The 23,584-nt window shown below is 68.4% G+C and carries 15 protein-coding genes; 6 read left to right on the forward strand and 9 right to left on the reverse strand.

Annotated elements, in window-relative coordinates; all coding sequences use genetic code 11:
* Window positions 1-120: 120 nt before the first annotated feature.
* Both OG928_RS47400 and mihF read right to left on the reverse strand, forming a co-directional pair.
* Window positions 121-3,057: a DEAD/DEAH box helicase gene (locus OG928_RS47400; RefSeq protein ID WP_331738175.1), complete on the reverse strand. Its 2,937-nt coding sequence runs from the start codon at window positions 3,055-3,057 to the stop codon at window positions 121-123.
* 195 nt (window positions 3,058-3,252) lie between these two features.
* Window positions 3,253-3,567 carry an integration host factor, actinobacterial type gene (gene mihF / locus OG928_RS47405; RefSeq protein ID WP_331738178.1) on the reverse strand — a complete coding sequence of 105 codons (315 nt, stop codon included), beginning with the start codon at window positions 3,565-3,567 and terminating at the stop codon, window positions 3,253-3,255.
* 277 nt (window positions 3,568-3,844) lie between these two features.
* Between mihF and OG928_RS47410 the strand changes: the two genes are divergently transcribed.
* Entirely contained in the window at window positions 3,845-4,768 is a 924-nt protein-coding gene (locus OG928_RS47410) for an endonuclease domain-containing protein (RefSeq protein ID WP_331738181.1), read from the forward strand.
* Between the two features lie 301 nt (window positions 4,769-5,069).
* Here the strand turns inward: OG928_RS47410 and OG928_RS47415 are convergent, their stop codons facing one another.
* Window positions 5,070-5,651: a transcriptional regulator gene (locus tag OG928_RS47415; protein ID WP_331738184.1), complete on the reverse strand. Its 582-nt coding sequence runs from the start codon at window positions 5,649-5,651 to the stop codon at window positions 5,070-5,072.
* A 6-nt stretch (window positions 5,652-5,657) separates the two neighbouring features.
* Entirely contained in the window at window positions 5,658-8,129 is a 2,472-nt protein-coding gene (locus OG928_RS47420) for a DnaB-like helicase C-terminal domain-containing protein (RefSeq protein ID WP_331738187.1), read from the reverse strand.
* 327 nt (window positions 8,130-8,456) lie between these two features.
* On the opposite strand from OG928_RS47420, the gene OG928_RS47425 reads away from it, so the two are divergent.
* Window positions 8,457-9,554, forward strand: coding sequence for a barstar family protein (locus tag OG928_RS47425; protein ID WP_331738190.1), 1,098 nt, complete (start codon window positions 8,457-8,459; stop codon window positions 9,552-9,554).
* A gap of 479 nt (window positions 9,555-10,033) precedes the next feature.
* On the opposite strand, the gene OG928_RS47430 is transcribed toward OG928_RS47425, so the two are convergent.
* Window positions 10,034-10,372, reverse strand: a complete 339-nt coding sequence (locus OG928_RS47430) for an integrase core domain-containing protein (protein WP_406292174.1) — start codon at window positions 10,370-10,372, stop codon at window positions 10,034-10,036.
* Between the two features lie 43 nt (window positions 10,373-10,415).
* Between OG928_RS47430 and OG928_RS47435 the strand changes: the two genes are divergently transcribed.
* Entirely contained in the window at window positions 10,416-11,792 is a 1,377-nt protein-coding gene (locus OG928_RS47435; RefSeq protein WP_331738844.1) for an IS30 family transposase, read from the forward strand.
* On the opposite strand, the gene OG928_RS47440 is transcribed toward OG928_RS47435, so the two are convergent.
* From OG928_RS47440 to OG928_RS47450, 3 genes are read right to left on the reverse strand one after another with little or no spacing between them, the layout of a single operon-like run.
* On the reverse strand, window positions 11,740-12,414 hold the full coding sequence (locus OG928_RS47440; RefSeq protein ID WP_331738847.1) for an IS3 family transposase: 675 nt from the start codon (window positions 12,412-12,414) through the stop codon (window positions 11,740-11,742). The genes OG928_RS47435 and OG928_RS47440 overlap by 53 nt on opposite strands.
* Before the next feature lie 5 nt (window positions 12,415-12,419).
* Entirely contained in the window at window positions 12,420-12,737 is a 318-nt protein-coding gene (locus tag OG928_RS47445; RefSeq protein ID WP_331738193.1) for a transposase, read from the reverse strand.
* Window positions 12,738-12,753: 16 nt separating this feature from the next.
* The gene (locus tag OG928_RS47450; protein WP_406292176.1) at window positions 12,754-14,148 is read right to left on the reverse strand and encodes a serine/threonine-protein kinase; all 1,395 of its coding nucleotides are present in this window, start codon (window positions 14,146-14,148) and stop codon (window positions 12,754-12,756) included.
* Between the two features lie 732 nt (window positions 14,149-14,880).
* On the opposite strand from OG928_RS47450, the gene OG928_RS47455 reads away from it, so the two are divergent.
* The 3 genes from OG928_RS47455 to OG928_RS47465 all read left to right on the forward strand — a co-directional run bounded on the left by OG928_RS47455 (window position 14,881) and on the right by OG928_RS47465 (window position 17,010).
* On the forward strand, window positions 14,881-15,723 hold the full coding sequence (locus OG928_RS47455) for a hypothetical protein (RefSeq protein ID WP_406292178.1): 843 nt from the start codon (window positions 14,881-14,883) through the stop codon (window positions 15,721-15,723).
* Window positions 15,724-15,864: 141 nt separating this feature from the next.
* Window positions 15,865-16,248, forward strand: coding sequence for a hypothetical protein (locus tag OG928_RS47460; protein ID WP_331738202.1), 384 nt, complete (start codon window positions 15,865-15,867; stop codon window positions 16,246-16,248).
* A gap of 354 nt (window positions 16,249-16,602) precedes the next feature.
* Window positions 16,603-17,010, forward strand: a complete 408-nt coding sequence (locus OG928_RS47465; protein ID WP_331738205.1) for a hypothetical protein — start codon at window positions 16,603-16,605, stop codon at window positions 17,008-17,010.
* A 285-nt stretch (window positions 17,011-17,295) separates the two neighbouring features.
* Here OG928_RS47465 and OG928_RS47470 read toward each other — a convergent pair whose 3' ends face one another.
* On the reverse strand, window positions 17,296-23,532 hold the full coding sequence (locus tag OG928_RS47470; RefSeq protein ID WP_331738208.1) for an RHS repeat-associated core domain-containing protein: 6,237 nt from the start codon (window positions 23,530-23,532) through the stop codon (window positions 17,296-17,298).
* Window positions 23,533-23,584: the final 52 nt, after the last annotated feature.

Below are 23,584 nucleotides of genomic sequence, written 5' to 3' on the forward strand. Positions count from 1 at the left end.
GCGAAGCGCACGCGGGAGACTCGCACGTGTTTCGCCGAGTTGCCGTCGGCTCGCCGGAACACGGTTCGCAAGTCCCGCCTCGTCGTTCACGGTCGCTCGCGTGCTCGACCCGCGCTGGGCCTAAGTCACCGGGGCCGACCGTGCCCCGTTCCGAGGGGGCCGGTCCGCGTCGGAGGGGTCCGGTCGGACGGTCACCTGCTCGCGCGGACGTGGGGGAAAGCGCGTGAAGAGGTCGCCGCGGTCCGGACGCCCCGCCCCGATGGCCGAACGGGGACGTGGCCGTTCCCCGTCGGCCGCCGGTGCGGCCTTCGCGCGGTCCTGCGACCGCCACGTCACGCCGGGAGGCGGTCCCGAACTCGCGTCGATGCCGGCGCCGTCTCTGTGTCGGCGCCTGAAGGGCCAGAGCGCGGGGCCCGGGCGTCCGGAGCCACGCGTACGTCCACTGCTATTCCGCGTCGGGCTGCTTGACCGGTTCGGTGCGCAGGCACGGAAGCCATTGGGATGGAAGCGCGTCCTGCGCGCGGAAGATGGTAGCCAGGTCCTTCGTGGACAGCGTGGGGATGTTTCGGCCACGAGCGGTGCGCCAGGCTCTGGCCAGCCGATCGAAGAGACCCAGAACCGGTGCCGGGCGAACCAGGTACACGGTGCTCGAAGCCACCATGCGCGCGGCGGGGAGCATCTTCGGCTTGGAGGACATGACGAACGCGACGGAGTCGCTCGGCGCGGAGGTGTTGCGCTCGGTCTCCGTGTACGGCAGATGTGATTGTGCCTGTCGGACTTCGTTCGGGCCGACCGCGCCAACAGCGGTCGCTTGGCTTTTGGCTTCCCAGGTGATCCAGCGGGCGTCCTCGAAGATCCACACGGCGTCCGGGGCGGCGGGCTCTGCGTCGTCGTCATTGCCGTAGCTTGCGGAGGCGCCGGCGAGAGTGCCGAGAGTGACGAGCCCGGCTTCGTAGGCCCGGAACTCCTGGCCGTCGAGTCCGGTGCTGTGCGGAGGGTCTGTTCGAAGACCTCGGGGCGCTGTAGTTGGTGGCGGTGTGCCGTGGCGATGCCGCGCATGGCGGCCTCGTCTAGGGGGTCGAGTTCGCTGTCGGTGGCGGCATGGGCCTCGCTGGGGGAAGCGAGGTGGGACAGCCAACTGGTGCCGGCACTCATGGCTCTGGCATCGCGGTAGTAGCGGGCGCCGGCTTCCGCGTAGCTGGTGTCGCCGGTCTGTCGGGCGAGTCGGTCGGCGAGGCTGTAGCCCAGGTAGTTCCACAGGGCCGCATAGCGTCGTGGGGTCCGATTTCCGGTGAGCCCGTCGATGACCTTCCGGAGTTCGGTGAGGGCCCAGTCCCACTGGTTGTCCCAGATCTTCTCCCAGACGGCGACCTCGTGCCCGGCGGACTTCCGAAGTTCCGGGGCGCTGGGGGCGACGGCGCGGCTGTAGGTCTCGCGGTTGGCGACGATGTCGCCGTCGACGTCGTCCCAGTTGCTGGTTTGGCCCAGGAAGGCGTCGAGGTTGTCGAGCATCGAGGTGGAGTCGGTGTCCAGGCTGTTGCGGCGCCCGAACTCGACTTCCGCGTGGACCTCGGGGTGCATGGCGGCCTGGACGTCGCGGCCGGACAGGTAGGACGTCAGGGATTGGCCCAGCACCATGACCGCTGCGTAGTCGCGGACGCTTCGGGTGGCGCGTCCGGATCCTTGGACGATGCGCGCTCGGATGCGTTCCTGGAGGACTTCGACGGCGCCGAGGGATTCGTGGAGGAATCGCTCCTGTAGGTCGCCGCGGGCGGGAAGGCCCGCGAGGACGACGAGCCTGCAGTCGTTGCCGGGCAGGTCGATGCCGTCGTAGCGGTTGGTGAGGACCAAGGCGGCATCAGGCCGCGAGGTGAACGTCGTGAGGTCGTCCTCGACGTCGCCGGCGTCGAGGACGGGGCAGTTCGGAGGCAGTGAGTGCTGGATGAACGCGTTCGCGGTTCGGCGGTCGGGAGTCAGGACTATCGCGCGGCCCGCCTTCGCGACGACTCCGGCCACGAAGGCGGGGACCTGGTCGGGGTCGGCCGCAAGGTCGGTGGTCAACTCGGGGAAGAGGAAGAACCGACGGCCGGTGCCCTGCTTCTCCCAGCCGTCCGGCACCGGGATCCGGCTGATCTTCCGGCGTCCGAAGGAGCGTTCCAGCTCCCCGCCGTCTCCCAGGGTGGCGCTCATGTAGATGCGCCGCTCGGGATCGCTGAAGGCCGCGTGCTGCCTCGTCGGGGGAATCAGGGGCCGGATCAGGATCTGCCCGTGCGAGACGTACACCAGGCAGCGGTCGAGGCGCCCTTGGAGCAGAGTCCAGACGTGACGTTCGCTCACCGGCAGTTTGCGCGCGTCCGCAGCCGCGCCGACGGTCGCCTCCAACTGCTGTGCCTGGGCGGTGACACCGACCGGCGAGGCGAGGTAGACGGCGGATCGATGGGACTCGTCCCCCGCGCGGAGCTTGGGCACGACGAGTGGGTCCAGCGCCGGTTCGAGGACGGAGAGAACGTCCTGATAGGCCGCTTCCGCGTCGTCCCGGGAGATGGTCAGGCACCACGGTCCGGCGACGTATCCCTCGGCCGCGTGGGCGTCGTCCAACACCAACATGGCGGCGTTGTCCAGGGCGGGCCGCGAGTTGAAGACGTGACTGTAGACGCTCACCGCGATGGCCTCACCCGCCTCGTATCGGGCTCGGTGCGCCGGGTTCCATGTGGCGACGCGGTTGATCAGCAGGACGTTGGGGATGCCGTACGCGGTGAACTTGGCCGCGGTCTGGCGGGCGAGCTGTTTGGTGGGGCACAGGTAGGCGACGCGATCGTCGTGCTTGCGCCGCCGGAACTCGGCGATCAGTCCGCCGACGAGTGTCTTCCCCGCCCCGGTAGGCAGTTCGATCGCCACGTCCGGCTTGTCGGACATGCTCCTGTGCCACGCGCGCAGCACATCCTGTTGATGACCCCACACGGCCTCGGGACCGCGGTTGCCCTGCGCCAGCAATCGATACAGCTGGACCGGGTCGTCGGGTGTTCCGGCATCGCCCGCGTTGCGTTTGAAGGCCACGATGACTCCATCCCCCGTAGTGCCACGGCCCGGCACCTCGGCGAGACGCTACCAGTGCTCCGGTCGTTGTCCGACGCGCGTCGAGAAACGCGAACTCGCCTGCCACTCGGCCCTGTCGGTGGCCCGTGTGCCCGCTCCGGGGCGCCGCGCGGGCGATGCCCGACGCGAGATCCCCAGCCGGCGAGGCGTCGCCGGTCAGTCCTGTGGTGCGAACCGCTCCAGAAGCCGGTCGCGTTGTTGGATGCCCAGGCCGCGCACACGGCGGCTCTCGGAGATCTCCAACTCGCCGAGGAGCCTCGCCGCCCGCGCCTTGCCGATGGCGGGAAGGGATTCGAGCAGGGCGCGGACCGGCATCTTGCGCACGGCGTCGGATTCGGCGGCCAACACCTCGCCCAGCGACAACCGGCCGCGCTTGAGCGCCTCCTTCACCTCGGCCCGCTCCCTACGCACGGCGGCGGCCTTCGCGAGCGCGGCCCGGCGCTCCTCGGTGGTCAGCGGCGGCACGGTCATCAGGGTGCTCTCCTCGCATCACTCGGAACGGAACGGGCCCATCATCTCTCTCCACCCGGAGCTTCGACCAGCGACTTTGCCGACAGCGGCGGGCACCCGGGCCCCGATCGAGAGAGTGGGCGCACGACGTCATCCGACCGACCCGGATATGTCTCGGGGCTCGGGGCCGTGCGCAATTCACGGAAACGCGTGTGTCCGCCGCGGACTTCTCGTCCCATGGAAGCCGGGACGCTCTGCAGGTCGACGACCGGTCGGCCGCGAAGACGAGGAGGCACGGGTGCGGTACCAATCGATGTCGTCGCAGGCCAAGGGCCGCTACCTGGCCGAGCACCCGCATTGCATGCTCTGCCCGGGAGCCGCAGTGGTCGTCGACCACGACCACGCCACAGGCTTGGTACGCGGCGCGTTGTGTCGTCGCTGCAACGCGACGCTCGGGTCGTTGGAGGCCGCGCTGCGCCTGCCGGAGCGTGGATTCCAAACCCTGGCGGGCGACCTGCACCGTGCACTGCGCCGCGACGCGATGATCACGGTGGGCGGGTTCCGGCGGGAGTTGGACTACCTGGGACTGAGCGAGGCGGACTACCTCGCGCGGCTGCGCCGCGTGCACGACCGGCTGGTGGTGCCGTACGTGTACTGGGCCGGCGTGACCGCGACGCCGCTGGGACGCCGAACCGAGTGGACCAAGTCCGGCCCGCTGCCCGACGAAGCGGAAGCCGAGCGACTGCTCGCCCGGCTCCTGACCCGGCCCGCGCCACCGCCGCACCGGTGGGTCGCCCTCGCGTGGGAGCCGGACGACCGCGTGAACTCGCCCGTGCCCCGCGGCCTGATCACCCACCACGCGACCGAAGGGGCCGGCGACGCACACCGCGCGCTCCGCGGAGTGATCGACATGAGCCCCCACGAGGCGAAGTGCCGCGATTTCGTCGAACTGGCAGTGCCGGTCCTGCTCAGCCGCGAGCTCACCCCGGAGGAGATCCGCGCCGCCCACGGGGGCTCCGTCGCCCGCCTCCCACGCTCGCGGGACGCGCTGCGGGGTCTGATCGGGACGCAATACGGCGCCAAGTGGCTGGACCTGGCCGTACGGATCGCCGTCGACGACCTTCGCACAGAGCCGGCCGATCCGCGCTGGGCCACCTTCGGCAAAGCCCGCTGGAACTGGCGCGAACTGCTCCGGCATTGGCAGGCACAGGGACCACGCTGATCCTCATCGGGCGGCATGGCGCGGGCAGACCGCGCCGTGGCGCTCGTCGTTCGTGCACTTGGTCGACGAACCGGGAGCGTGCGAGCACACTTGGCCGGCCGCCCTCGGCCCGAACAGGCTGTGACGGGCCCCTCGATCTCACGCCCGTGGGCGCTGTCGACCTTCGGCGGGCGCCTGCGTTCACTCTTGTGAGTGATGGCGTTCGGGACTCCGACCGGCCAGTCTCGGATGAGTGGCCAATCGGCCGGCGAGTGGCCACCGTTCGGGAGATTCGAAGCCCAAAATCCAACAAAATAGTTGGTCAGGCCGCGAATCCGACCCCGGAAGCGAACTCGAAGCCGCCCCAGTCCGAGCCGAGATCGGCCAGGACCTCGTCGGTCCACAGCTCGTCCAGGGTCTGTTCGTCGCCAGCCGCCCAGGCGCGGACGATCGCGTCCCAGCGGCGGACGTTGACGTTGCGGTGACCGGCCACCCCCGCTCGCCGGTGCGGCTCGCGCACCCCGGACTGGTCGTGCGGATGCAGTTCCACGCGGGTGCCGCGGCCGTTGTTGTTCAGGCGGCGGGTCAGCGAGCGAACCACGTTGCGCCGGCGCAGATCGCGGTAGGCGGCGTCGATCCGGCGCAGGTTCGCCCGATTGGGGGTTTGGTCCTCGGCGAGCCAGGCGGCGAGGGTGCGGGGGGTGACGGCGATCCCGGCGGTGTCCATGGCGGTGTAGCCGGCTCCCGAGGCGGTGAGGTAGCGCAGGCGTGCGGCGAGGCCGCGTTCGGTGTCGACGGGTGAGGTGATGCCGTCGGCGAGTTCGTCCAGGCGCTGCGCGGCCAGGGCGGAGGCGCGCATGCCGCGCATCCCGTACTTGCCGGGCTCCAGGGAGCGGTACGGCATACGGCGTCAGTTCCTTTCCTTGGTCTGGAGGGTGTAGGTGTCCTTGATCTTCACGTCGCCGACGCCGCGGCCCTCGGTGAAGATCGTGCGCCAGTCGCCGCCGGTGAGGTGGAGTTCGTCGGTGCCCATCACCCGCACCACGGCAAGGCCGCCCTGGTGGGCCTTGAAGGCCTTGACCCACAGGTTCGAGAACGCCTGGGAGCGGATGATGTGCATCCAGTCGGGGCGGTTGATCTCCCGGTTGTAGTTCGAACCGCCCATGGTGGAGACGAGTTTGGCGTACATCTGCTTCACGTAGTCCAGCGTGACGTCGTCCCCCTCCGCGATCGCGGCGTCGCGGGCGTCGCGCAACGCGGTCCGCAGCCGCTCGAGGAGGTTCTCGGTGGCCACCGCCGTCCAGGACTCGAGGATCCGCGGTTCCTCGCACAGGTTGCCGTAGGCGGGCGACGCGCACCGCAGGAGCAGGCGCAGGGTGGGGTCGGTGATCCACAGCGGGCCGGGCTCGTCGCGGTCGCCCAGCGGGTTGGGCAGGCTGTCGTGCTCCCAGGCGGGCGGGTCGATCAGGTAGATGCCGGCGCGGCGGCGTTTGCGGCCGCGCGGTCCGTCGAAGTCGTCCAGCTCCGGGCCGACGCGGTGTTCGAGCGGGCCGATCGGCAGGTGGGCCTTGAGCGCGGACAGGTACGCGGCGTTCATGTCCAGCGCCGTGACCTCGTGATCCCCGGCGGGCAGGTGCTTGTTGCGCCACTTCGGGCGGGCCTCCCACACCGCGTCCGACTCCTCCTTGCTGCGCTTGCGCAACAACTCCGGCAGAGGCGGGTACCAGGTGTGCTCGTACCGCGAACCGGCCCGCGACAGGCGCAGGAGCTCCATCACGTCCGGGATCGCCCGCCTGGCCAAGGCCTCGCTCGCGGCGGCGATGTCACCCTCGGCCGCGGCGAGTTCCTCCGCGACCGCGCCCGCGATCGCGCCGGGCAGCGGGTCCTCGTCGGTGTCCACCACGACCCTGCGCGCCGTCTTCGACGCGGCCGGGGCCTTGGACGCGGTGGACGCGGAGCGGGCGGTCTCGCGTCCGGGCGTGCTCGACGTGCGGGGTGCGGTCGCCGGTGCGGCGGCGACGGTCCGGTCCTGTCGGCCCTCGGCTCGTTCGCGAGGAGCGGGGACGGGGGTCTCGGCCCTGTCGGCCGGGGCCGCGCCGGCCGTCCCGGCCGGGCCGGTCTCGGTCTCGGTCGAGGCCGGTGGGGGGTCGGTGAAGCGGACGTGGGCCAGGTCGGCGTGCAGAGCCGCCTGGGCGACGGGGCCCAGATCGCGTTCGGCGACGATCGCGAACGCCTGCTCACCCTCACGGGTCAGGTGGACCACGGTGTCCGCCTGGGCCAACGCCGCGGCGACCTCGGGCGGTTCACCCGCGCCTGTCTCCCACACGGCCACCACGGGAACGTCCAGGTCCGCAGCCAGCCGGCGCAACGCCGCCACGCCCCGCCGGACATCGGGACCGGCAGGCCCGGTAGCGGCGGGGAGGAGGTGGTTGAGCGGATCCACCGCTAGCAGGCGCAGGCCCGCGACATCCGCCGCGGTCTCGCGCAACAGGTCCAGGGTCAGGTCGGCGCCGTCGTCCAGGAGCAGCCCCCCGGCGGCCAGGCGCGTCGATGCCGCGTCGGCGGCGTGGCGTTCGGTGTCGGTGAGGGTGCCCGCGCGCAACCTGCGGTGGTCCACTCCGGCGGCGGCCGCCGTCAGGCGGGCCGCGATGTCGGCGCGGGGGCGGCCGGGCGTGCACGACAGCACCGCGTTCGGCGAGTCGGGGTCGTCGGCCGGGGCGAGTGTCGCGGACAGTACGGTGCCCGCCGCGAGCAGGCCGGCGCCGGCGCCGGGCGCGCCGACCACCAAGACCAGACGGCCGGGCAACGCGCCCCCACCGGAGGCCTCGTCCAGGGCCGTGGGGCCGAACGAGATCGCGCGTCGGCGGGCGGTGGTCGCCTCCCCCAACGCCGTCGCGAACGCCGCCACACGACGGCCGGTCTTCGGGGCGGTGGGCCGGTCCGGTGCGATGTCGTCGGTGGCCGGGCGTGCGATCGCCGGGGACGGCGCGGGACGGGTGGTTGCCGGGGGTGTGTTCGCGGGTGCCGGCGCCGCGGAGAGGTGGGTGATCTGGGCATAAACGGTGCGGTAGCGCAGCACCAGTTGCGGGGTACCTGTCGCGGCGGCGCGAACGAGGTTGCCCAGGCCCTGCCGGGCGGCGGTCATCGTAAAGGTTGGCAACTCGCCCTGCGCGGCGATCACATCCGGAGTGGGCGGGGTCAACACCGCCCGCACCCCGTGCGGGGCGTGGATCACGATCCGCGCGCCCGCGGCGGCGTCCGCGACCACGCGTGCCCACTTCTTGCGGACCTCCTCCACACCCAGCGCCGCGTCGGGACCGGTGCTGCGCGCGACCTCGGGCGGCCCGGCTTCGGCCGACAGTGCCTGCGTCTCGTCATTCATCAGCCCGGCCTCCCATGGACGTCGACACCTCTCGATCCTACCGTAATCCGACGCGAAAATTTGCGAAATCGCTAGGAAATCAAGTCGGAATAGAGAGTGTTCTTCGTCAAGTCTCGGGTGCCGTCTGTGACCACGACTGATAGTTGGCGGTGCCGATCGAAAGTTGGCGGCGAGCTCGGCCACAGGCGTTCACCGATGCGAAATTTTGAGATAGATGACATCGAGTCGTGCCGACTGACACCGAGCATGTGCGCCGTCGGCCAGGGACAGCACCGAGCCTGCGGCCGGCGGAGAATCCCGGCTTCGTCGTCGGAACGTGGACGGGGCATGATTTCCGCTGTGCACGAGGACGAGAACGAGCGCGGGAGCGCGCGGTACACGCTGAGCGAGACTGAGCACGGCCATGTCTGGGGCGTCTGCGCCGAGGCGGAGGCACTGTTCGGAGAATCCCAGCGCGGGATGTACGAGCTGTTCGGCTGGATCCCGGAGAAATCCGACGTACCCGCTTGGGCCGGCAGCAGGGTGTGGCTGGTGCCGGACGACGAGGCACTCGACGCCTGGCTGCTGGAGGACGCGGAGAGTTTGGGGCAACTCCCCGGGACGGACAATCTGTTGCTCACCGGTTTGGACGACTACGAAGGTCCGCCCGAGGGGCACAGGGGTCGCGTTCGCGTGCACGACGGGCACCGCTGGCTGGGCTCCTGCCGGGAATTCACCCGCGTCCCGACGCCTGAGCACGTGCCGCCCCCGCTCGTCCTGTGGGGGCTCGCGCAGAGTGATCAGCTGAGGGTGGCGCTCGCGAAGGGCACCCGGCGGGCGCTGGACTTGGGGGAGGCCGCTCTGGAGATACGGGACGATCGAGGTGAGCTGCTTACCGACCGGCTGCTGTGGGCCACGGTCAGCGACTGGCGCCCATCCTCCCGCGGGGCGGACCTGATCGACCTGGAGCTCGACGGAGGCCGCTTCACACCCGTTCCCGAATACGCCCGGCCAATCTGGGAGCGGTGGCTCGCCGGGCCGCCGGACGCCGTGAACGCCTGGGCCGGCCTCGATACCCGCCGCCGCGGGGCCTGGCTGGACCTCGCCCGGGAGCGGGCCTGCCGACGATCCCACCATGACCGGCCGGCCGGCCACGCCTACGAACTCGACGGCCGGCACATCACCGACGAACCAGCCCTCTACCTGGCGCTCGGCGAAGCAGTCAACGGGCCGGGCGGCTACTTCGGCGGCTGCCTCGCAGCCCTCGACGACTGCCTGCGCGGCACCTTCGGCTACACCGCCCCCGCCACCCTGCTCTGGCGAAACGCCGCGACCGCGCGCGAGCACCTGTCCCACGCCCTGACGCCGGACGGCCGGCCCTACGACCTGTTCGCCGTAGTCCTTGAGGCCCTGGCCGAGGGTGGCATGGACATCACCCTGGTATGAGCAGCTGTCCACCCGGTCCTTCGGCCCCACCTCTCTCCTCTGGCTCACGTTCCGGATGCTGTTGGCGATCTTGCCGAAACTTCCCGCGCCGCGCTGCGACTCGTATGCAGCGCCTCAGGTCCTCGCGGTGGTGGCGGCAGGCAGGCTGGGACCTGCGGAGTACTGCAACTCCGATCTGACCCACCTCGGCGAGGACGGATCCAAGCGTCACGCACTGCCTGCTGCCCGCCCCGCGACGTATCCGTGCGTGCGTCGGAGCGCGTCAGCCATCAGGCCGTTTGCGAGAAGTAGCAGCCACCCCCCAGGCAGGAGCACAGTGCGAATCGTGTATCCGGGATTGGCGTCATCCGAGCGCTCCCAGCCGAACGTCATCGCGAGCACCCACAGACCAAGAAGCGTCACGATGGTGATCCAGCCGGCACAGATCACACCTGCCGCCAGGCCGAACTTCTTCAGGTCTTTGAACTGCTCCGGGTTCGTTAGAGACTCGGGTGTGTGGCGATGACCTGCGGTTTTGGTTGTCCCTGGTAGTGCTTGGTTTCGTATTCGACGGGTGGAACGTGGCCGATTTCACCGTGGAGCCGGGTGTGGTTGTACCAGTCGATCCACTCCGCGGTGGCGAGTTCGACGGCGGCCAGGGTGCGCCACGGGCCTCGGGGTTTGATCAGTTCGGTCTTGTAGAGGCCGATCGTGGATTCCATCAGCGCGTTGTCGAGGGCGTCGCCGACGGTTCCGATGGATCCGGCGGTGCCCTCGCGCGCCAGGTGGGCGGCGAGGCGGAACGAGGTGTATTGGGCGGATTCAACTGGTCGTCGCAACACCTCGATGGTGGAGGTGTGGATGGGCAGGCCAGCAGGGTGGATGCGGGAGTTGACGGGCAGGGCCGCGATGAAGTCGCCGGGGAAGCCCTCACTTCGTCGTGACGTCGAGCGGTTGTTCTGGCGTGAGATCGCCAAGGGGCTGACCAGCGAGGACGCCGCGATTGCGGTCGGCGCGTCGCAGGCGGCCGGCAGTCGGTGGTTCCGGGAGCGTGGCGGCATGCCGACACACATGGTCACCCCGTTGTCGGGTCGCTACCTGTCGTTTGAGGAACGGGAGGAGATCGCGCTGTTGAAAGCCCAGGGCGTCGGGGTCCGGGAGACCTCCCGCCGGCTGGGCCGCGACCCGTCGACCGTCTCGCGGGAGCTCCGCCGCAACGCCGCCACCCGCGGTGGGAAGCTGGACTACCGGGCGTCGGTCGCGCAGTGGAAGGCAGAACTGGTGGCGCGGCGCCCCAAAACCGCCAAGCTGGCCGGGAACGAGCGGCTCCGCGAGTACGTGCAGGACCGGCTCTCGGGCCAGGTCCGCCGGCCCGACGGAACACCGGTGCCGGGGCCGGGGACCGCGCGGTGGAAGGGCCGCAACAAGCCGCACCGGCAGGACCGCCGATGGGCGACGGCGTGGAGCCCGGAGCAGATCGCCCACCGGCTCAAGGCCGACTTCCCCGAGGACGAGTCCATGCGGATCTCGCACGAAGCGATCTACCAGGCCCTCTATGTCCAAGGGCGCGGAGCGCTCCGGCGCGAGCTGGTCGCCTGCCTGCGCACAGGGCGGGCGCTGCGCGTTCCGCGCGCACGCTCGCGACGACGCCCCGCGGGCCACGTCACCTCGGACGTGATGATCAGCGAGCGGCCCGCCGAAGCCGCCGACCGAGCAGTCCCAGGCCACTGGGAGGGCGACCTGATCATCGGCACCGACCGGTCCGCGATCGGTACGCTCGTCGAACGCACGACGCGGTTCACGATGCTGCTGCACCTGCCCCGCATGGAAGGCTACGGCGTCCAACCACGGGTGAAGAACGGCCCGGCGCTGGCCGGCTACGGCGCCGAGGCGATGAAGGACGCGATCGCGGCCAGGATCATCGAGCTGCCCGCACAACTACGTCGATCGCTGACCTGGGACCGCGGCAAGGAACTCGCCCAACACGTTCAACTCCGGTGTGAGACAGGGCTGTTGGTCTACTTCGCCGACCCGCACAGCCCGTGGCAGCGCGGCACGAACGAGAACACCAACGGACTGCTGCGTCAGTACTTTCCCAAGGGCACTGATCTGTCCCGCTGGGACGTCAATGAGATCGAGGCCGTCGCCGCTGCACTCAACAGCCGTCCCCGCAAGACACTCAACTGGCGAACTCCTGCCGAGGCCCTCAACGATCATCTACGCTCACTGCAAGGAAGCGGTGTTGCAACGACCCCTTGAACTCAAGTTGCGAGCCGGCGTCGCTGTGGTGGATCAACTCCCCGTGCCGGACGGGGTGTTGCGTCCGGTCGCGCTGCCACAGGCCCATCTCGAACGCGGAGAGTACGAGGTCGGTGCGTTTGTCGGTGGCGGCCGACCAACCGACGACGCGGCGCGAGAAGGTGTCCACGACGAACGCGACGTAGACGGTGCCGGCCCATGCGGCGACATGCGTGAAGTCGGCCACCCACACGCGGTTCGGCGTCGACGCGACGAAGTCGCGTCGCAACAGGTCCGGCGCCCGCGTGGCGGTCGGGTCCGGTTCGGTGGTGCGGATTTTCCGGCCGCGGACGGCGCCGGAGAGCCCGGCGTCCTTCATCAGCCGTGCGACGGTGCATCGGGCGACGTCGGTGTGGCCGCGGCGTTTCAACTCGGCCCAGACCTTGCGGACGCCGTAGACGCCGTAGTTGGTTTCGTGGACGTCTCCGATCAGGGCGGTCAGTTCCGCGTCGCGAACGGATCGCGCCGAGGGGGCGCGTTTCTTGTACGCGTAGTAGGTGCTCGGGTGGATGCTGCAGTCGTGTGCGGTGAGCACGGTGCAGATCGGCTCGACTCCGCCGAAGCGGTCCCGGTGCTCGTCGATGAAGGCTACGAGCGTGTGTGTGGCCGGTCGAGCTCGGCCGCGAAGAAAGACGCCGCCGCCTTGAGGATCTCGTTCGCGCGCTTGAGCTCGGCGTTCTCCCGTTTCAACGCCTTGAGTTGCGCGGACTCCTCCGTGGTGGTCCCGGGCCGGTGGCCGGCGTCGACCTCGGCCTGACGTACCCAATGGCGGAGCGACTCGGGGCCCACATCGAGCTTGGCGGCGATCGAGCGGATCGCCGCGTGCTCGGACTTGTACTGGTCACGGGACTCCAGCACCAGGCGCACGGCCCGCTCCTTGAGGTCCCTTGGATAGTGCTTCGGCATGATTCGTCCGATCCTCTCAAGAATGAGAGTCTCGATCAAATCCGGAGCAGTTCACTTGGCCGCCGGCCAGCCTCAGCAGGAACAGGACTGCCAAGGCGAGGCCGGCCGCTGTACCGATGATCCCGATGGGAATCGCCTGCCAGCTCGTTACCACTCCGGGGAAGCCGCTGGGAATCGCTTCCCAAGGGTGCTGCCAGTTGAAGCGCTCGACTACGTGTGCCACTTGAGTGCCGGAGGGCTCCCTCTTCCAGGTCTCCGAAAAGAGCGGCTTGAAGCTCGCCCAGAGGAGCGCTCCCGCTGCCACGAGGATCTCTGCCACATGGGTGCCGATCACGTCGCGCACCGATGGGGGCCCGATCGGGTCCGGCACCTGCTGCGGCAGTTTCTGCGTACCCGGCAAAGCGGCGGGAGCCGACGAGGCGACAGGCCCGGCCTCCATCGTCCCGCCGCCTTCATCGCCACCCGTTATGTGCGGGGAATCGGGTTGATTGCGGAAGGGGGTGTCTGCCGCTTCCGAGTCGGCGACAGCGAGGGCGCGCAAAGCGCTGGTGCGCGCCTGGATAGCCGCGCGGGCACCGGTGATCCCCATCCAGGCGCCCGGACCGAGCGTGTCGCCCAGCTCCTCCTCGCACCACTCCCGCACACGTAACGGTGTCGGGCGCTGATCCGGGTCCTTGTGCAGGCAGGTGGCGATCAGTTGGCGCAGAGGTGGAGTGAAGAGGGACACGTCCGGGTCGTCGGCGACGACCCGGTGGGCAACGGCCCACTCGTTCTCCGCGGCGAACGCCTCACGGCCGGCGGCGAGGAAGTACAGGGTGGAACCGAGAGCGAAGACGTCGGAGGCCGCGCCGACGGCACGGCCCGAGGCCTGCTCGGGCGACATGTACAACGGGGTACCGATCCGGGTGGAATGGCTCCTGTAGGTCACGGACTGGGTCAGAGATTTGACGATGCCGAAGTCGATGACCTTCGGACCGCTCTCGTCCAGCATGATGTTCCCGGGCTTGAGGTCCCGGTGCACCACGTTCGCGGCGTGGATGTCGGCGAGGGCGTGGGCGATGCCCCAGGCCAGCAGCATCACCTGCTCGGTCGGCAGCGGCCCATGGTCGGCCACCAGGTCCCGCAGGGAGGGCCCGGCCACGTACGTCGTGGCCAGCCATGGCCGCTCGGCCTGGGGGTCGGCGTCCAGCAACGGCGCGAGGTGGGCACCGCGCACCTTCTGTGCGGCGCCCACCTCGCGCGCGAATCGCTGTCCGAACTCCGCGTCCCCGGCAAACTCGTGACGGATCACCTTCAAAGCCGTTGGCTGCCCTCCGGGGGAAAGAGCGAGAAACACCTGCCCCATACCGCCCTCGCCCAGCCGCGCCACCAGCTGAAAGCCCCCGAGACTGTCCGGATCGTCCGACTGCAATGTAGGAAACTGAAACGCTGCCCTCGGCACGAAGCACTCCCCCTCGTCTCCCCACGCGGGGATACCTCACGGCTCGACCGCCCGCCGCGTTCGCCCCACGAGCGTAGGACCCTGCCTGCCGTTCCACCAGAACAGCCAAAGGTCCGAGTTGCCTCGCTCATTGCCTGCAAGTCAGGCAGCGGCACAGGGCGCCTCAGCTCCATGCCAGCAGGCCCCGACAAGATCACCAACAGCATCCGTTCCGAGCAAGCTGCCGACTCACACACTCGTGGTGCCGACTTGGGCTCAGATGCCAGCCGAGTTGCACGGTGGCAGGTGGCGACGGGGCTGAAAACGTGGCGTAGGTGTCAACAAGCTCGGCCTTCTGGCGTCAAGCGGGGCGAAAACTACGTCGCTAAGGCCCAGTTCAGGCCATGGATTTGATGTCACCTAGCTCGCATAGTCGCAACCGATCTTCTGTGCAGCGGCCCTCGTCGTCCTGGGCGCGAACGAGAGCCCGGCAGCCGTCCGGGGCCGGCTCTGGCGGGTTCGGTGATCGTTGCGGACGGAAACGGGGGCACCACGATGACGACCCGATCACATGCGCACCTGCGACGGCTCCCGATCACAAATATCGCCTTTCTGCATGTTGCGGTCGGGTGTGGACATCGGCGTGCTTCACAAGTGGAGAGGTGCTGTCGTGGTGGGGTGACGGCACATGTCCACGTCCGGATCCGTTCCGATACATGCGGGTTGGACGAGCTGTTCGTCCCGTACGACGTCGGTGACGTCGTACGGGAGCGGTTGTCGCTGGGCGCTTCCTGGCCGCGACGGTGGTCGGCGGCCTGGCGTTTCGGCGGGCGCGACGTGGTCTGGCCGGTACGGGATCTGGCCGCGGCTCCGGTGTCGACGGCACAGCCGGTTCGGCGTTTCACGTGGCGGGCCGCTCAACGGCATCGTCCGGGATTGCAGTTCATGGTGTCGACGGGGCGTCTGCACGGATTCGAGTCCCTCGAGGAGGCTCGCCTGTTGCTGGCGCTGGACTTCGTGCGCGTGGCCGAGGTGCTGTCGCAGCCGTTCCGGCTCGTCTTCGAACACGGCGGCGGCCGCGCCGCTCACATTCCGGACTTCCTCGCCGTCATGCCGAACGGGGCCAGGTGGTTGTTCGACGTGCGGCCGCGCCGGCCGATCGGGGAAGCCGACGCGCTTGCGTTCGCCGCCACCGAGGAGGCCGCGGCGGCCTGCGGCTGGCGCTACCTCGTGGTATGCGAGTGGAGGCCGCACGTGTGGGCCGTTCTCGATCATCTGTCCGCGCGGCGGCGGCCGTTGGACGATCCTCTCGGTCTTCGGGACCGGTTGGAGGCGTCCGTGGACGGCGGGGGTTTCGGGGACACGGTGGCCTCGACGTCGTTGCCGGTGCTATACCGCGACGACGCCACCGCGTTCGTCGTCACTACCCGCAGGCTCGGACGTGTACTCGCTCGGCCTGGTCCTGGTCGAGAAGCTCACCGGCCACCGCCTGCCCGCCGAACAACTCACCGCACAGGCAAGGGGCCGCCGCCCCCACGCATCGACTGCCTCTACTCACCCGCATGACCGCCCCCAGTCACGGCGATCGGCCAACCGCGGCCGAGTGCGCCGAACTGCTGCGCACGCCCGCCGAGCCGGCGAGACCACCCAAGCCGGCGCGGTTCGACACGCTCGAACGGTTTCTCCCGCCGGCGGTACTGGCTCACGTTGTTCGCCATCTCCCCGTTCCTGCACGCCTACTCCTACTCGGCGAGTGATTGGACGGTCGTCAAGGCTCGCTCCGACGGTGGCCGCCTGGGCCTGGGCGTCCTCGTCGGCCTGGCGACGACCCTGGTGATGTCGGTGGTGCTCGTCCCGGGCGACAGAGCGCCGGCGCGACTGACGGGCTACGCGGGAGCGGCACTCACCCTGGGCTGCCTCCTGCGGCTGGACACGTCCACCGAAACTTCGTATGTCGACGACCACGGCAACGTCAACGGTGTTGTGGACATCCACCTCGGACTGTGGGTCTTCTACCTGACGGCGGCCCTGACCGTCGCCACGTACATCTACTGCGACATCCGCATTCAAAGGGGGGACGCACATTCGTAGGCCATCCGTACGCGGTTCCACCACAGCTGCGGGCCGGCTCCCTGGTGATGCGCGAAGCCAAGGCTCGTCGCACCTCTCACCGACCCCTGGCTCTCCCGGATCAGTCGCCTGCTGGGGCCCGTGCGGCGCACGCCTCGAATACAGGCACCGCACCAGTTCAGCGGCGAATCCCAGCTATAGCGGCGGGTCGGCCGTCGATGCCGACGCAGACGGGGCCGTGGGCTTCGAGGTGAGTGGCTACCGACGGAAGCGAACACGCACTCCGCCGGTGCCAGGTCCCGACCGATGCATCACCGCGCCCGGTCACACCTGCCCCGGGAGCGTCGGGCCTCCTCACCTGCGGATAATGGGCACATGAGCAGAGACGCAGAGATTATTGTCCTGGCCAGGGACGCCGAAGCAGTCATGGAGCACCTGACGACCGACGAGTTCGCACAGGAATGGGGCGGGCACAAATTCTTCCCCATCGACAACGAGATGTTTCGCGCCATGAAATCCGGCAGCAAACTATGTTATATGTGGATTATCCAATTCACGCGACAGAATTGGTACGGTATTTTTGAATACCTTCAAGGAATCGAGTGGCCCGACCCACATTCCGTTCAGGTGTTGGTTCGTGATCAGGACGACGATTGTTTTGGCCTCTGGATGATCTTCAATGGAAAGCTTACGGAGGTGACTTTGCCTGCAACCGAGAGGACGGATACTGACTATATTGAGGTAGGCTGTCTGTCCCGTACGGACAGGACCCAGGGCACATGACGGCGCCAAGCCGCGAGAAAAGTACCGCGTGGTCTTCGGCTCCCAGCCAGCCCGATTTCTTCGACTCGTGCATCTCGAATCAGAACACCCGGACCCTGTTGGCGCAGACTAGTCGATAGTGCGATCGGTGCGAACACGAGCTTCGCCGGCGGCTCGCCCATCTGGGTTCCTTGCGAATCGTCGTTCACGACGATCGGACCGTGGCGTCGGAGCCCGAGAGAATAACAGGTATGGCGGGTTGATGCCCAACCCGCCATACCTCACCCTTCGGAAATCATTTCCGATCTACGTCCAGTTCGGATTGCCGTCGCCGTAGACCGCCTTCCTCCCACCCCAGGGATCAACGATCCCCCAGAGCGTTTCCTTGACGCCGCCCCACCATCCGTACTGACGAATATTTGCGGCTGCGGAGAGAGCTGCGATCAGCCCCATCCCAAAGGCGAAGCTCGGAGTATTCCTCATGCCTCTACCGAGAGCTCCCGATTTCGACCTCGGTGCGAGAGGGATCCTGACATTCGGCCGGGAATCGTAACCGTCATACGACAGTACCCGAACCCGCGTATTTCCCGCGAACCTCTTCGCCACATTTTCCGCCTGGGCGCGATCCCGCGCGACGAAGATGACATTGTTCGCCTGCATCTTCATGGTGTAGTCGAGTTTGCGATTGATTTCCTTCTCGATGAGATCGACATTTTTGTCGGCCTTGGCTGCAGTAACGGCATCGTAGGAGTCGACGCTGACGATGTTCCCCTGGTCCCATTTGACGAGAATCAGGTCGGCGGTTGCTCCGGTGAGCACGTGTTCGCCGTTCGGTGCCCGCACGAAGCCCTTGAGCGTGTCCGCATCGACCTGGTTGTAGTAGATGTAGCCCGACCTGGTTTGTGGATCGTATGCGTCGCCGCTCGCTCGGAGGTCGGCGTTCGCATACGCGTGCGCATATCTGCCGGACTCCCCGTCCCCGGTGTCGGTCAAGTTGTGGGGGGTTCCCGTCGAGTCCCAGATCGTCTCGGGCCTCCCGTTTACCCAACCCGGGCTGGCCTGGAGCGGCGTATTTCGCCCATCCTTAATCGCGGGATGTCCACACTTGTCGTCCGGGCTGGAGCAGCCCACCGGAGGGGTGCGGTCGGGGTCGGCCAGGCCCGTCGGGTCACTGGCGGTGGCCGGGCGGTTGCTGGAGTAGGCGTATCCGTGGAGTTGTTCGGGACGGGCCAGGTCCATGACGGGGTCGACGCTCACGAAGCGCCCGATGGCGGGGTCGTATTCGCGGGCCCCGATGTTGACGAGTCCCGTGGGATCGACGGTCTTGCCGAGGAACCCCTTGTCGTCCGGCCAGGTTCCGGGGGGCGGCTGGGTCCCTCGGGGACCGCCGAAGGGGAGGGTCTTGCGTCGGACGACTGCCTGGGTCGTGTTGTCGATGGCGGCGTTGGCAGTCCCGTGTGCGTCGCTCGACAGGAACTTGACCTTCGCTCCGGTACGGACGGCGACAGTCTTGCCGCTCTGCGCGTAGTAGCGGGTACCCTCGATCGAGCCGCCGGCCGATCGCCGCAATTCCGTGCCACTCACGAGATAGAGCGTCACGCCCGTGGAATCGCGTTTCAGCAGACGACTGCCGTTCGCGTCGTAGATGTAGGACGATTCCTGGGCGCCGTCCAGCACCTTGCCGAGCCGGCCCTCTGCGTTCCATTCCAGGCTCTGTTCGGGGTGTCCGGCGATCCTCCGCTTCACCGTGTTGCCGGATGCGTCGTACTCGTAGGTGTTCTCGGTGGTGCCGGCTGCCGCTTCGGTGACGACCTTGGTCAGCGCGTGGCGGGGGCCGGTCTGGCCCTCCCCGGGGTAGCTGTACCGACGTGTCAGGTCCTTGGTCGTGTCGCCGGTGACGTCGTGCAGTGTCTCCTGGAGGCGCGACCCCACGGCGTCAAAGGTGTAGGAGTGCCAGTAGGCGTCCGGGCCGCCCACGGTTCCGTCCGTACCGGCGGCGGGCCCGCGCGCGCAGCCGTCGGTGGCCGTCCAGGCCGCGGTCATCCGGCGGAGACCGTCGTAGACGAAGCACTGCGTGTCCACGACGGCCCCGGCGTCCTGTCCGGTCGTGTCCGCGATTCGTGTGACGTTCTGGCTGGGGTCGTAGCCGTACTCGGTGAGCGAGAGACGGGACTTGACCGATTCCTGATCCGTTTGACTGCTGATCAGTGCACCCGTGTGCGGGTCCCATTTCTGGGTGGAGACGAGCTTCTTTCCGAAGGCACCGCTCTCCATTTGGGTGACCCGGTCGAGCGGGTCGTACGTGGTGTTCCCGACGTAGGGGAGCAGGCTGCTACCGGTCGACTGGACGCGACCGAAGAGGTCGTATCCGGTGGTCACGGTCTCGGCGGGAAGGCCTCCGAGAGCAGGGTGCCGCACCCCGGTGGGAAGTCCGGTCTCCGGGTTGTAGGCGTACTGCCATGTGAAGGGCCCGGTCATACCGGGTCCTTCGGTGGCCGGAAGCGTCACCGTGGTGCCGGTGGATTGGCCGCGAGGGTTGTAGCCGGTGATGGCGGTCTGGTATGCGCCGCCAGCGACCCAGCGCGTGGAGGAGGCGAGTCGGCCGATGCCACCGGGGGCGGTGTCGTAGTCCCATTCGGCGAGAACGGTGTCGCCGTTCTTCACTTCCCGCTGGCGACCGAGACCGTCGTAGACCGTCGAGAATTCACCGCCCCGGGCGCTCCTGTTCTTGACAACGCGGTCCGCTTTGTCATATTCGCGCCAGGATTCGCCCTTGTCTGGGTCCAGGCTGTGAACCTCGTTGCCGCGTACGTCGTAGTCATAGGACCATGTGTTGCCTACCGGGTCGACGAGCTTCTGCATGTCGCCGCGGGCGTTGTACTCGTAACGAGTCGTCTGTGGGCTTTGCTGTCCGGGTTGGGTGTACTCGACGAGTTCGCGGGTTCGAGCGAAGGCGTCGACGACCACGGTGGCGGAGGTGCCTCCTGCCGGTGGAATGGTCGTGGTGCGCTCGCCGTCGTACACAGTGGCCGTACGCTTGGTCTCCTCGCCGTATCTCTTGGAGACGACGTCCGTGGGACGACCGGCGGCGTCGAAGAGCGTCTCCGTACTGGCCGGCACCTTCGTGTCGTCGCCCGCGACGAGCGAGGTCTCAGGAGCACCGGAAGCGAAGTAGCCGCCGTAGGCGCGCCAGATACGGCCCTGGGAGTCGTACCAGTTCTCGGTGACGACCCGCCCGCCCTGCGTGGGCACCTGGGTCTGTCGCTTCCTGAGAAGGGAGTCGTACAGGTCGATGTTGGTGAGATACGTGCCGTTGGGGATCAGGTGCTTCGTGCTCACGGCCACCGGACCGTCCGAGCGCACGAGGTACGCGTACTCCTTGGACGGCTTCGTCTGGTGGGACGCCTTGTCCCAACCGGGTTCCCAGACCTTCACCGTGCGGCCCAGCGCGTCGTACTCGACGTCGGTACGGGCGTTGTTCGCATCGACGTTGCTGACTACCAAGCCGCGCCGAACGTCGAACGTCTGCGTGATGGAGTGCCCGAGTGGGTTGGTCACCGAACTCGAGGTCGGGAGTTCGCCGATCGGCCCCGCGTACTCCGTGGAGGTGAGGCGCTCATCGACGTTCCAGGCCTTGCGTGCCCGCCCGTAGGCGTCGTACTCGGTGCGCACCTTGGTCTGGTAGTCGACGCCGCTCGCGGTGATCTCCGTGGCCGTCGTAACCAGGCCTGTGACCGGTGGCGTCCCATATGGAAGGCCGTCGTACAGGTTCTGGCCGTCGCTGAGGACGTCCCGCGGTCGTACGGGTGCGGTACCGCAACCCACGGTGACCGTCTCGGTCCTGGAGACGTGACTGACCAGCCAGGCTGCGGTGTTGCGAGCGTACTCGGTGCGCATGCACTGCTCGTCGCCGGTGACCGCCAGGTCGCCCTGGGAATCCTCCTGGGCCACCATCCCGTAGTCGTCGAAGGTGCGCGTAACCTTCGTACGGCGCCAGCCGCCGCCGGAGAGTGTCGTCCGACTGAGTTCGGCCGCAACGCCGGACCGAACGGCGACGAGGTCCGAGAGGCCGACGCGGCTTCGACTCGCCGTTGGATCGGAGACCCAGTACTCCTTGGAACTCGCCGCGAGGACGGGTCCGCCGTCGCCGTTGTAGTTGATCGTCTCGCGAACCGATCCGGTGAGTATCTCGAGGTCGTCGGAGGTGTTTCCTTCGGAGTCGGCGACCTTGGCCCCGGGTATGCCGCGGAAGTAGCGGGTCTCCACAAGACTTCGCCTGTCGCCGGCGCCGCCTGAACGCACCTTCAGGGCCGCGTAGCCGCGGTAGTCGTTGTACGTGCGTTCCGTCGGCTTGGTGAACTCGTCGGTGCTCTTGAGCCACGCCGGGGCGCCGACGTATTCGTAGTCGGTTTGCATGACCCGACCGCCACCTGTGTTGTCCGCCTCGAGGACCTGCGTGACCAGGTACTTGTGGAACCAGTCGAGGATGGGCGTGTCGGCCCCGTCGGGGGACCAGTTCACCGGGTAGCAACGCTTGGTGTTGGTGGCCGGGTCGGGTAGCTCGCTGCGCAGGCAGTCCCGCGCGGAGTAGGCGACCTGGGTGGTGGCACCGGTCTCGGTGGTGATCCTGTTGACGCGGCGTCGCCAGAAGGGGGCGATGTGTTCCTTGCCGTCGACGCGGTTCTCGAGTTGTTCGCTGCCGAAGGTCACCGGGGGCATGACGATGTCGGTGCTGCCGGCCTTGCCGGTGCGGTTGATGGAGGCGAGCCACAGCGGGAAGTGGCCGTCGCCGGAGTCGGGGAACTGCTGCTCGAACGCCCAGGCGTCCACGTCTCGTTGGGTGCCGCCGCTGAGGACCTGGGTGCGGATCGTGGTCAGACGCTTGCGCGTCCAAAAGCTCGGGGAGAGTACCTTGCACTCGGCACCCGACTTGCAGTTCAGGTCGACGGGCACGTCCGGCCAGGACTTGGCGTTGTCCTTGGTGAACTGCGCGTCGGAACAGGTGATGGTGTCGGTGGGAAGGCAGCGCTCCGCGACGTCGAAGTACACGACGGCGGGAGCCTTGGCGCTGAAGAGCGCGTCGCTGCGGTGGCCGTACTCGATGCGCGTCGTCCATCCGCCCCGCGTGTAGGGGGTGGAGGTGCCCTTGCCGGTGGTGACGTCGCCGTTGCGGCCGTAGTGGTTGGTCTCGGTCTCGTAGAAGTACGTCATCGCGTTGCCGCGCGGGTCGACGACGTAGTCCAGGTTCCACCGCCAGCCCTGCTGGCACCATGAGTCCGCGAACGCGTTTTTGTGGCACTCCTCACCGTCGTTGTTGCCGAAGACCGGCACCGTCCAAGCGGAGTTCGTGCGCTGCGCACCGGCTCCGGGGAGCTTGCTCAGCCCGAAGAAGTACTGAGTGCCGTCGGTGGTCGTGACCTTCCAGTGCTCGCCGTCGTTGTCGCCGTTGTCGGCGCCGGTGAGGCGTTCGATCCTCTCCGCGCCGTCGGCGGCGGCTTTCCACAGGCCGTCGGCGCCCTTGACCAGTTCGGTGTTCTTGCCGTTGAGCGAAAGCGTGGCGTTGTCGTTGACCCAGCACAGGTCGTTCGATTTGGCGCCCTGGTTGCCTGCCTTGTCGTTCTTGCAGGTGTTGTAGCGGCGTTCGACGAAGTTTCCGCCGGTGGACCAGCCGTCGCCGAGCCAGGAGGACTGGGTATTGGTCGCCGCCGTCAGACCGTCCAGGCTCTGCGACGAGTACGAGAGCGCGATGGAGGGGGCGGGGCCGCCGAAGGACGGCGGAACGGTGATCGGGTAGTTCCACGAGAAGCCGCCCGTCGAGCCGCCGGCGCTCCAGGATCCGGAGGGGGCGAGCGAGGTGGCCTTGTAGTCGCCGCCCTCCCCTTCGGGCGCCGCCTCGGCCGCCAGGAGAGCCTGCGGCAGGGACGCGAACGAGCGGGTGCCCGCGGCAACAGAGATGACGGGCTTGGCACTGACCGTCCCCTTGACCGCGTCGTTGCGGGTGGGCAGGGGTGTTCGGGTCCGGCATTCGGGGCGATCCGGGGTGGTGAGCGCGCATGCGGGCAGTTGCATCAGTCGCAGGCGGGAACCCCAGTTCCCGCCGTAGGCGTGTTTGAACGTGTTGTAGTCGACCTCGACGTCGACCGCTCCGGGCCCGGCGGATCCGAGGCCGGCCTTGACCGCAAGGAGGAGGCCGTCGACGCCTGCCTTGTCGGTGGACTTGCGGTCGAGCACCTCCACTTGGAGGCGATCGTCGTTCGGCGCGAGCGTCGGCACCGCTTGGGTCGCGGCGGCCACGCGCACGGGCAGGGTGCCGGCGCGAACCGGTTTGCCGTCGCGGCGCGCGGAGACGAGGTCGACGTCCGCCGCGCCCGCCTTGGGCCATGACACCTGCGGAAGGGTCGTCTTGAGTGCTTCCCGCCCGCTTTGAGGGGATCCAGACGGGACCTTGGCGACCGGAACGGGCTTGAGTTGCTCCGGGGTGGCCGGGCTCCATTCCGCCGCGGCCGCCACCATCGGGACCACCAGGGTGGTGAGGACGATCATGCCGACGGCGGCGGATGCGATCCGGTGGCCGCGTCTGCGTCGACCGGGGCCG

Source organism: Embleya sp. NBC_00896, assembly GCF_045207785.1.
Taxonomy (GTDB): Bacteria; Actinomycetota; Actinomycetes; order Streptomycetales; family Streptomycetaceae; genus Embleya.